Genomic DNA, 10,460 nt, shown 5'->3' on the forward strand with positions numbered 1-10,460 from the left:
TGATAGTTTCTGCTCCTTAAAATAAATCTTAAAAAAGGCATAGTTGTTGAAAGTTAAAAAAGATATATTTACACCTTCAAAAGAAACACTATGCAAAAAATTACTTTTCTATTTTCTATATTGTTTTTAGCCTTCACTTCTTGCGGGGTAAAAACAACACAATCAATGCTTAGCGACGGAAATTATGACGGTGCAATAGATCGCGCTGTTGAGGCTCTTCGCACAAAAAAGGATTCTAAAGGCAAACAAGATTATGTGTATCTGTTAGAAGAAGCTTTTGCAAAAGCAAAAGAACGCGATTTGCGTGATCTAGAAATGCTAAACAAAGAAAATAACCCTGCCAATGCGGAGCGCATTTATAATACTTATTTACAGTTAAATAATCGTCAAGAAAAAATTAGACCTATTTTACCTCTTCCTTTATTGAAGCAAGGAAAAAATGCGTATTTCCCTTTTGACAATTATTCTGATGAAATTGTAAATAGCAAAAATGCACTTTCGAAGTATTTGTATGAAAACGCTTCTGCGCTTTTAAAATCAAATAACAAAATGGATTTCAGAAAAGCATACGACGATTTCGCTTATTTGGAAAGCATTAATCCTGGTTATAAAAACACCAAAAAATTAATGGATGATGCTCTTTTTAAAGGGACTGATTTCGTTGATGTTTATGCGAAAAATGAAACCAATATGGTGATTCCAAAAACGCTTCAGGACGATTTATTGGATTTTAAAACTTATGGATTAAATGATAAATGGACGGTTTACCACAGCGCACGACAAAAAAATGTAGTTTACGATTATAGTTTGATTCTTAGTTTCAGACAGATTGCTATTTCGCCAGAACAAATTAAAGAGAAGGAATTTGTTAAGGAAAGACAAGTTAAAGATGGTGTAAAAACACTTTTAGACAGCCGAGGAAGACCTGTAAAAGATAGCTTAGGAAAAGAGATTAAAGTTGATAATTACAAAATACTTCGTGCAACGGTGTATGAATTCAGACAATTTAAATCTTGTATGGTAACGGCAAAGGTTGATTATGTTGATTTAAAAAGCAATCAGCTTGTTCAGACTTTCCCAATAAGCAGCGAATTTATTTTTGAAAATATTTATTCCAAATATAAAGGCGATCAAAATGCTTGTGATGAAAATTATATAGGATATTTTTCTAAACGTGCTGTTCCGTTTCCAAATAACGAACAAATTGTTTATGATACAGGTGAAGATCTGAAAGCCAAGCTAAAAGACATCATTGTAAAGAATAAATTTAGAAAGTAATTATGTAACACAGTTACAAAGAAAAAGGCGCATTTTTGATGCGCCTTTTTTTGTTTACGTTCTTTTCAATAAAAAAATCAAGTTTTTTAATTGCGCAACCAAAAAGTTGCGTATATTTGCAACTGATTAGTTGCGAATTTATATCTATAAAAATGAAAAGAGATATTTTTCAGGCAATTGCCGATCCGACGAGAAGGGCAATTTTAGTTTTGGTTTCTTCGAGTGCATTAACACCAAATGCAATTGCGGAGCAATTTCAAACTACAAGGCAAGCGGTTTCTAAACACATTAAAATATTGAATGAATGTGATTTATTGGAAGAAAAGAAATTGGGCAGAGAAATTTATTATCAGCTCAAAATTGATAAAATGAAAGAGATTGATCAATGGCTGGAGCAATTTAAGGCAATTTGGGAACAGCGTTTTAATCAATTGGATCAAGTATTATTAAACTTAAAATCTAAAGAAAATGAAAACTGATTTATTAATGAATTTTTCTGTAGACAAGGAAAATAAAACGGTAAATGTAAAACGCGAATTTGATGCTCCGTTGGCAAATGTTTGGTCTGCTTGGACTGAACCTGAAATTCTAGATTTATGGTGGGCGCCAGCTCCGTTTAAATCTAAAACCAAAAGTATGGAGTTTAAAGAAGGCGGAAGAAGATTATACGCAATGGTTGGTCCTGATGGAGTGGAACGCTGGAGTTATTTTGAATATTCTTCGATTTCACCTAAAACAAACTTTAAGCATTCTGCAACGTTTTCTGATGCTGACGGAAATGCGAATTCAGAATTTGGAAGTTCGTATTGGAATATTTCTTTTTCTGAGCAAAACGGCTCTACAGTTGTTGACATCCAGATTAAACGTGACAGTTTTGAAGAATTGCAAAAAATAATCGAAATGGGCTTTAAAGAAGGTTTCACTTCTGCAATGCAAGGTTTGGACAAAATCTTAGCCGAAAAATAAAATCCATTTTAACTGAATTAACTATTTAACAAACTTTAAAATCTAAGGAAAAATGAAATCAAATCTTTTAATGAATTTTACTGTAGATAAAGAAAATAATACTGTAAATGTAAAACGCGAATTTAATGCATCGTTACCTCAGGTTTGGTCTGCTTGGACAGAAGCTCAAATTTTGGATCAATGGTGGGCACCGACTCCGTGGAAATCACGTACGAAAAGCATGGAATTTAAAGAAGGCGGACGAAGATTATATGCAATGGTTGGCCCTGAAGGCGAAGAACACTGGGCAATTGCAGATTATACTTTGATAAATCCAAAGACAAATGTAAAATGGCTAGATGCTTTTTGCGATAGTGAAGGAAATTTAAACACAGAATTTCCACGTTCTGACTGGGATGTTACTTTCTCTGAAAACGACGGTTCTACTTTTGTTGATATTGCAATCAAACATGAAAAATTATCTGATTTGGAAATGATTATTCAAATGGGATTCAAAGAAGGTTTTACCATTGCAATGGAAGGCTTAGATGCTATTTTTTCTGAGCAAACGAAATAAAACAAGAATAAATTCAAAATGTTAAATCCTGTATAATTGCAGGATTTTTTTTTGTAATTTTCAGTCTTTAAATCAAATTAATAAGTACAAAAATTATTTTTTAATTGTAAACACAAAACAAAATGATGAAATTCTTTACCGTGCTTTTTTTATTTATTTCAGTTACCGTTTTTTCTCAAAATAGATATGAGCTTTCAGATGAAGGAAAAGACAAATTATATCTATCAGATTCTATTGCAAATCTTGCCAAAGCTGGCAAAATTACAGATCACCCAATGGTTGTTGTAGATGGAATTACGCATCGTTATGAGGATTTAGAAAAAGAAAGACTTGCTCTTTCTAAGATTGAAATTGCTAAAATCCTTCCTCTTCAAAAACAGACTGGAATTAATATTTATGGAAAGTCGGGAGAACCTGGAGTTTTGATTATTACTACAAACAGAAATAGTTACTACAAACCTGTACAAGAGGTAAAACCAGGCTTTTAAATAACACACTCTAAAATATATAATGAATAGATTTTTTGCTCTAGCTTTTTTACTTTTATCTTCAAGTTTAGTATTCAGCCAAAAAAACAAAACAAAAACAACAGAAACATCAAAACCTTTTGTATTAGGTGTTATTGATGAAGTTCAATCGAAAGAATTAAACGAAAAAAGAATTCTAAATATTTATCTTCCTGAAGGCTACAATCCTGCTGAAGCAACAAAATATCCTGTTATATATTTATTAGACGGTTCTGCTGATGAAGATTTTATTCATATTTCGGGATTGGTTCAGTTTAATAGTTTTGAATGGATCAATCAGGTTCCAAAATCTATCGTTGTGGGCATTGCAACTGTCGATCGAAGAAGAGATTTTACATTCCCGACTACTGTAGAAAATGACAAAACCCGTTTTCCAACTACAGGCCATTCAGATCAATTTATTGCTTTTATTGAAAAAGAATTGCAGCCTTTTATTGAGAAAAAATACAAGACCAATGATTCTAAAATGATCATTGGTCAATCTCTTGGCGGTTTATTAGGAACCGAAATCTTGCTTAAAAAGCCAACTCTTTTTAATAAATATGTTATTGTAAGTCCGAGTTTATGGTGGAACAATGGTTCTTTGCTTGATTTAGATTCTGAAATGCTGAAAGAAAATTTTAATCAGCAAATAGATATTTATATCGCTATTGGAAAAGAAGGATTGACTCCAACAGAAATTCCGCGTGTTATGGAAGTCGATGCTAACTTGTTGGCAGAAAAATTAAAAGAATCTAAAAGCAAAAATGTGAAAGTCTATTTTGATTATTTCCCTGAAGAAAACCACGGAACAATTCTACATCCAGCTGTTTCTAATTCTTTTAAATTCTTTTATCCTAAGAGTAAAGAATAAAAATAATTCATGTTATAAAGAATAAGCTAAAAAACAATTTTATTCTGTTCAACTAAAAATCCGAAAAGAAAATATTCTTTTCGGATTTTTTTTATTTCCATATCCAAAATAACACATTATAGAACAATTCATTATCAATTACAGAAGACCTATTTTGTCTTTAAAAAGCTATCAAATTAAAATCAATATAAAATAAACAAAAATGAGGTTTTCCGTAAAACAATAAACTTTCACCTTATTATATTTGACACGAAAAAAAATAAAACTAACCAAAATAAATTAGCCCACGACAAAACATTTACTTCTCAATTAAAGCAAAAAGAATTCAATTTCTTTTAAATCCAAAACCCAAAATAAATCAAACAAACTATCAATTATTTTTAATGAAAAAACAAATTTTATTTATTGCCCTAACTTTACTTTTTACTCTTAAAGGATTTTCTCAAATAGGTTTCGAAAAAGGTTATGTTATTACAGAAAACAATCAAAAAACAGAATGCCTAGTTGAAAATTTAGACTGGAAAAACAATCCAACTAGTTTTAGATATAGATTATCTGAGGATTCTCCAATTATTAATGCAGACTTAAAAACTATAAAAGAGTTTAGCGTTACAGGTCAGAAAAAATTTATTAGATCTACAGTAAATATTGACCGATCTACTAAAGATCTACAAACAATGACTACAGAAAAAAATCCTGTTTTTCATTTAGAAACATTATTCCTTCAAGTACTTATGGAAGGTAATGCGTCGTTGTATCTTTATGATGACAGCACAGTAAGACGTTTCTTTTATAAAGTAAATACTGCTGAAATAAAACAGCTTGTGTACAAAACTTATCTAGCAAGTGGCGACAACGAAAATGCTAATAACTATACAGACCAAATTGCAAAAAACAATTATTTTAGAGAGCAGCTTTATCTTGATTTAAAATGTGACAATATTCAACAAAATGAATATGAAACGTTGACTTATGCCAAAAATGCTTTAATGCGTATTTTTGCAAAATATAATAAATGTACTAATTCTGAATTTGTTGATCTTGAAGTAAAAGAGAAAAAAGACTTGTTCAATCTTACAGTTCGTCCGAGATATAATAACAGTTCATTAACCATGGACAATTCTGTTTTTGAAGATTTGGATTTTGATTTTGGAGGAAAATCAAGCTTTAGTTTAGGAATTGAGGCTGAGTTTATTTTACCATTTAACAAAAACAGATGGTCACTTATTGTGGAACCAACTTATCAATATTATAAAGCTGAACAAACTATTACAAGCTCTCAGGTTGTTGGCGGAACTTTGATTGGTAAAGTAGATTATAAATCAATTGAATTGCCAATTGGTGTAAGACGTTACTTTTTCATTAATAAGAATGTAAAAATATTCGCCAACGGGTCAGTTATAATTGACTTCAGCAATAATTCCACAGCAACTGTTACAAGAAACGACGGATCTCCTTTGAACGAATTAGACATTAACTCAGGCATTAACTTAGGATTTGGTCTAGGTGCAAAGTTTATGGATAAATTCAGTGCTGAAATAAGATATCAAACATCAAGAGCTATTTTGGCTCAAAACTCGAACTGGAGTTCTTCTTATCAGACAACTTCTTTAATTGTTGGATATTCTTTCTTTTAAGATCATAAATCTATACTTAATATATGCTAATTGACACTAGTGTCAATTAGAATATATAATTTATCCCAACCATCCTTCTCTGTCCAAACTTCTGTATTGAATCGCTTCGGCAATATGTGAAGAAACAATATTTTCTGAATGATCTAAATCGGCGATTGTTCTAGAAACTTTCAAAATTCTATCATAAGCTCTGGCGGAAAGATTTAATCGTTCCATTGCATTTTTTAGCAATTCCTTTGAAGCTTCATCTAAGACACAATATTCTCGAATTAACTTACTGCTCATTTGCGCATTGTAATGAACATTTTCGACCGTTTCAAATCGTTTGGTTTGAATTTCTCTCGCCGCTGTAACTCGTTTACGAATTTCTACACTGCTTTCTGCTTTTCGTTCGTCAGCCAATTTCTCAAACGGAACTGGTGTAACTTCTATATGAATATCAATTCGATCTAATAATGGTCCCGAAATTTTACTCATATAACGCTGCATTTCGTGTGGCGAAGAAGTATTCGGCATACTTGGATCGTTAAAGAATCCGCTTGGACTTGGATTCATACTTGCCACAAGCATAAATGATGAAGGATAAGTAATTGTAAATTTAGCGCGTGAAATTGTTACTTCTCGATCTTCCAAAGGCTGGCGCATTACTTCTAAAACGTCTCTCTTAAATTCTGGCAATTCATCCAAAAACAAAACGCCATTATGCGCCATTGAAATTTCGCCCGGCTGCGGATAACTTCCTCCGCCAACGAGCGCGACATTCGAAATAGTATGATGCGGACTTCTAAATGGTCGTTGATTCATCAATCCGACTTCTTTTAATTTTCCTGCAACGCTATGAATTTTAGTAGTTTCCAAAGCTTCACGTAGCGTCATTGGCGGTAAAATACTCGAAACTCGTTTCGCTAGCATTGTTTTTCCCGCTCCAGGTGGGCCAATTAAAATAATATTATGACCACCAGCCGCTGCAATTTCCATACAGCGTTTAATGCTTTCTTGTCCGCGTACGTCTGAAAAATCATGTTCAGGGAAATCGAGAGTTTTATAAAATTCAGCTCTTGTATCTATAACTGTAGGCTCAAGTGTTCCTTTGCCCGCGAAGAAATCAACGATTTCTTTTAAATTTCCAACACCATAAACATCTAAACCTGAAACAATCGCCGCTTCTTTTACATTTTGAATAGGAAGAAAAAATCCTTTATAACCTTCTTCTTTGGCTTTTATTGCAATGGGCAAAGCACCTCGAATTGGCTGAAGACTTCCGTCTAAAGAAAGTTCTCCCATAATAACATATTGTTCAATTTCTGGAGCTTTTATCTGATCTGAGCCAACCAGAATTCCCATTGCTAATGTCAAATCGTATGAAGAACCTTCTTTTCGAAGATCGGCTGGTGCCATATTGACCGTAATTTTCTTTCCCGGAAAATTAAATCCATTATTTTTTAATGCGGCAGCAATTCTAAAACTACTTTCTTTTATAGCATTATCTGGAAGTCCAACTAAATGATAACCAATTCCTTTATCCATATGAACCTCAACTGTAATCGTTGTGGCTTCAACTCCAAAAACGGCACTTCCGTAAACTTTTACTAACATAATTATCTTTCATTAATAGTTTTTAAAACTAATGAAAATTAATTAAATGTAAATATTTTATTACAATTTTTTAAAAGTTTAAAAAGAAAGCTCTATTTGAGTTTTAACTTCCTCCACAATCCTACTCAAATCCAAACAATTTTGATGTGACCAAAGTTTACTTTCAATTTCATTATTCAAAATACAATTTTGACATTCGATAATTTCATGAGAATAACCTTTTCCAAGAGTTGGTAAAGTGACAACCGCTTCTTTTACTTCATTTTTAAATAAAGAATAACCGTCTGCAACAAACCAAGGCGCATTTAATTCTATTCGCCCTTCTGTTCCAGAAATTACCGCTTTCATATCAGATTCTGAAACTATAGAAGCATGTAAAATCGATTGTGCCGATTCATATTGCAAAATCATAGAAGTCTGCAAATCAACATCATTCTTGTGTTTAATCGCTTTCGCTAAAATCTCTTTCGGATATCCCAATAATATATAGGACAGAAACAAAGGATAAACGCCAATATCAAATAAAGCACCTCCGCCTAAATCTTTATCAAAAAGTCTTTTGTTTTCTATTTCACTTCCGTGAAAGGCAAAATCAGTTTTTATATAATTTATCTTGCCTATTACTCCATTATTGATTTTCTGCAAAACATCTTGAACCGATGGAATAAATCGAGTCCAAAATGCTTCCATAAAAAACTTATTGTATTTTTTAGAAGCTTCAATCATTCTTTCCGCATCTTTATAGGATAGTGCAATTGGTTTTTCGCATAAAACGTGTTTTCCGTTTTCTAATGCTTTTATAGACAATTCGGCATGCGAATTATGCGGAGTTGCAATATAGACAATTTCAACATCGGGATCTTCAAAAAGCAAATCATAAGAATCATAGCTTTTTAAGGCTTTAAACTTCTCTGCAAATTCATTCGCTTTAGCAATATCTCTCGAAGCAACTGCTTTTAGTTCAGCATTTTCTATCAGTAATAGATCTGAAGCAAACTGTGTCGCAATATTTCCAAGTCCTACAATTCCCCATTTAATTCTTCTACTTTCCATTCTTTATATTTTACTCATCAAAATTGTTAAAAAGATTAAAAAATACCCTTTATAGCAATCAGCAGACGTTTTTTAAACAACAAATATCCATTATCCTACAAAAAATAGCAATCAATTACCCCAAAAATTATCAAAAATGAGGGTAAGTGAAAAAAAAATGTTGCCAAATTGTAAATTTTAAGTTTGTTTTAAGAAATTCACGCAAAATCATAGGGGTTAAATTTTAAATTTAACAAAAATTAAGCATACTACCCTATTTTTTTATGGGGTGTAAAATGATTTTATACTTTTATAAAAAATTTTAAAACTAAATAACTATGCGAAAAATTATTTTAAGTGTGATTCTTATCACGATTTTGGTACTAACCTTTATTTCAAACTTTATCATTGCAGATAACCCAATTCCAGCAGAAGCTGTAAAGTTTGATACTGGAGATACTGCCTGGATGATCGTTGCAACTGCTTTTGTATTGTTAATGACTCCTGGATTAGGATTTTTCTATGGAGGTATGGTAGGTAAGAAAAACGTAATTAGTACTATGCTTCAAAGTTTTATGGCAATGGTAATTGTTACTATTTTATGGACTGTTGTTGCTTTTGGATTGGCTTTTGGACCAACTATTGGAGGAATTGTAGGAAACCCATCTTATAATTTATTCTTTGAAGGAGTTGGAACTAATACAGCATGGAGCCTAGCACCAACAATTCCTTTTATTTTATTCGCATTATTTCAGGCAAAATTCGCTATCATTACTCCTGCATTAATTACAGGTGCTTTTGCAGAACGTATCCGTTTCTGGGCTTATTTGTTATTCATGGTTTTATTCATCATATTAATATACGCTCCGCTTGCTCACATGACATGGCATCCTGATGGAGTTTTCTTCAAAATGGGAGTTCTTGACTTCGCTGGAGGAACTGTAGTACACATGAGTGCTGGATGGGCTGCATTAGCTGGAGCTATCTTCTTAGGAAAAAGAAAAGTACAAAAAGTTAACCCTGCTAGAATTACTTATGTATTATTAGGAACAGGTTTACTTTGGTTTGGATGGTTTGGTTTCAACGCTGGATCTGCTTTAGGTGCAAATGGTCTTGCTGCTCAAGCTTTAGGAACAACTACTGTTGCTGCTGCCGCTGCTGCAATGGCTTGGGTTTTCCTTGACAAAATTTTAGGACACAAATTATCTGCTCTTGGAGCTTGTATCGGAGCTGTTGTAGGTCTTGTTGCTATTACACCTGCTGCTGGTTTCGTAAGTATCTCTCACGCAATATTCATTGGTTTATTCTCTGCAATTGTAAGTAACATTGTAGTAAGCAAATTCCCTAAAGGAAAAATCGACGATGCTCTTGATGTATTTGCTTGTCATGGTGTTGGTGGTATGGTAGGTATGCTTTTAACTGGTGTTTTCGCTTCAAAAGCTATCAACCCAGCAGTTGGAGACAATCAAGGTTTAATCTTCGGAACTCCAACATTATTCATCAACCAATTAACTGCTTTAGTTGTAGTTTCAATCTTCGCTTTTGTTGCATCTTACGCTTTATTCTTTATCGTAAATAAGATCACTCCATTAAGAGTTACTGAAGAAAAAGAAGAACTAGGATTAGACATCTCTCAACACGGGGAATTCTTATAATAAATTAATTTTCACTTTCGCTTGATAAATAAAAAAGCACTCTAAATTTGACTTAGAGTGCTTTTTGTTTTGAGGTAATTTCATTTTCAAACTATTAGAAGAAAAATGAATTATCCAGCAATTAACTTATACTTGGTAAAAAAAATGAAACTATATCAAAGGCAACTCTTTTTTTGTTAGTTTCGGAGAAGCGAAATATTTATAATAAAAATGATTTTAAAATACAAAGCTCCCGAAGAACGGCATATATTAGATTATAAAAAAAATATACCGCTCCTTCGGAACTTTTTTCATTTGTTTAATTGAAATTCTATAAACATTTACCCTACCGAGGTTTGCTTATAGAATAATTTCACAAAC

The 10,460-nt window shown here is 32.3% G+C and carries 10 protein-coding genes; 8 read left to right on the forward strand and 2 right to left on the reverse strand.

Going from position 1 to position 10,460, the window contains the following annotated elements:
- Window positions 1-90 precede the first annotated feature (90 nt).
- The 7 genes from OD917_RS20750 to OD917_RS20780 all read left to right on the forward strand — a co-directional run bounded on the left by OD917_RS20750 (window position 91) and on the right by OD917_RS20780 (window position 5,817).
- The gene (locus OD917_RS20750; RefSeq protein ID WP_263525300.1) at window positions 91-1,278 is read left to right on the forward strand and encodes a hypothetical protein; all 1,188 of its coding nucleotides are present in this window, start codon (window positions 91-93) and stop codon (window positions 1,276-1,278) included.
- 152 nt (window positions 1,279-1,430) lie between these two features.
- A complete protein-coding gene (locus OD917_RS20755) occupies window positions 1,431-1,757 on the forward strand; it encodes an ArsR/SmtB family transcription factor (RefSeq protein WP_111287704.1) in 327 nt (108 codons plus the stop codon).
- Window positions 1,747-2,244, forward strand: coding sequence for an SRPBCC family protein (locus tag OD917_RS20760; protein WP_263525301.1), 498 nt, complete (start codon window positions 1,747-1,749; stop codon window positions 2,242-2,244). Before OD917_RS20755 ends, OD917_RS20760 begins: the two co-directional genes overlap by 11 nt.
- A gap of 52 nt (window positions 2,245-2,296) precedes the next feature.
- Entirely contained in the window at window positions 2,297-2,800 is a 504-nt protein-coding gene (locus OD917_RS20765; RefSeq protein ID WP_263525302.1) for an SRPBCC domain-containing protein, read from the forward strand.
- Between the two features lie 122 nt (window positions 2,801-2,922).
- Window positions 2,923-3,288 carry a hypothetical protein gene (locus OD917_RS20770; RefSeq protein ID WP_263525303.1) on the forward strand — a complete coding sequence of 122 codons (366 nt, stop codon included), beginning with the start codon at window positions 2,923-2,925 and terminating at the stop codon, window positions 3,286-3,288.
- Between the two features lie 22 nt (window positions 3,289-3,310).
- On the forward strand, window positions 3,311-4,180 hold the full coding sequence (locus tag OD917_RS20775; protein ID WP_263525304.1) for an alpha/beta hydrolase: 870 nt from the start codon (window positions 3,311-3,313) through the stop codon (window positions 4,178-4,180).
- 383 nt (window positions 4,181-4,563) lie between these two features.
- On the forward strand, window positions 4,564-5,817 hold the full coding sequence (locus OD917_RS20780) for a PorT family protein (protein ID WP_263525305.1): 1,254 nt from the start codon (window positions 4,564-4,566) through the stop codon (window positions 5,815-5,817).
- 60 nt (window positions 5,818-5,877) lie between these two features.
- Here the strand turns inward: OD917_RS20780 and OD917_RS20785 are convergent, their stop codons facing one another.
- Window positions 5,878-7,413: a YifB family Mg chelatase-like AAA ATPase gene (locus OD917_RS20785; protein WP_263525306.1), complete on the reverse strand. Its 1,536-nt coding sequence runs from the start codon at window positions 7,411-7,413 to the stop codon at window positions 5,878-5,880.
- Between the two features lie 78 nt (window positions 7,414-7,491).
- Window positions 7,492-8,466: a Gfo/Idh/MocA family protein gene (locus OD917_RS20790; protein ID WP_263525307.1), complete on the reverse strand. Its 975-nt coding sequence runs from the start codon at window positions 8,464-8,466 to the stop codon at window positions 7,492-7,494.
- Between the two features lie 317 nt (window positions 8,467-8,783).
- On the opposite strand from OD917_RS20790, the gene OD917_RS20795 reads away from it, so the two are divergent.
- Window positions 8,784-10,100, forward strand: coding sequence for an ammonium transporter (locus OD917_RS20795; RefSeq protein ID WP_263525308.1), 1,317 nt, complete (start codon window positions 8,784-8,786; stop codon window positions 10,098-10,100).
- The last annotated feature ends 360 nt before the right edge of the window (window positions 10,101-10,460 follow it).

This window comes from Flavobacterium sp. SH_e (genome assembly GCF_025717045.1).
In the GTDB taxonomy this organism is placed as follows: Bacteria; Bacteroidota; Bacteroidia; order Flavobacteriales; family Flavobacteriaceae; genus Flavobacterium.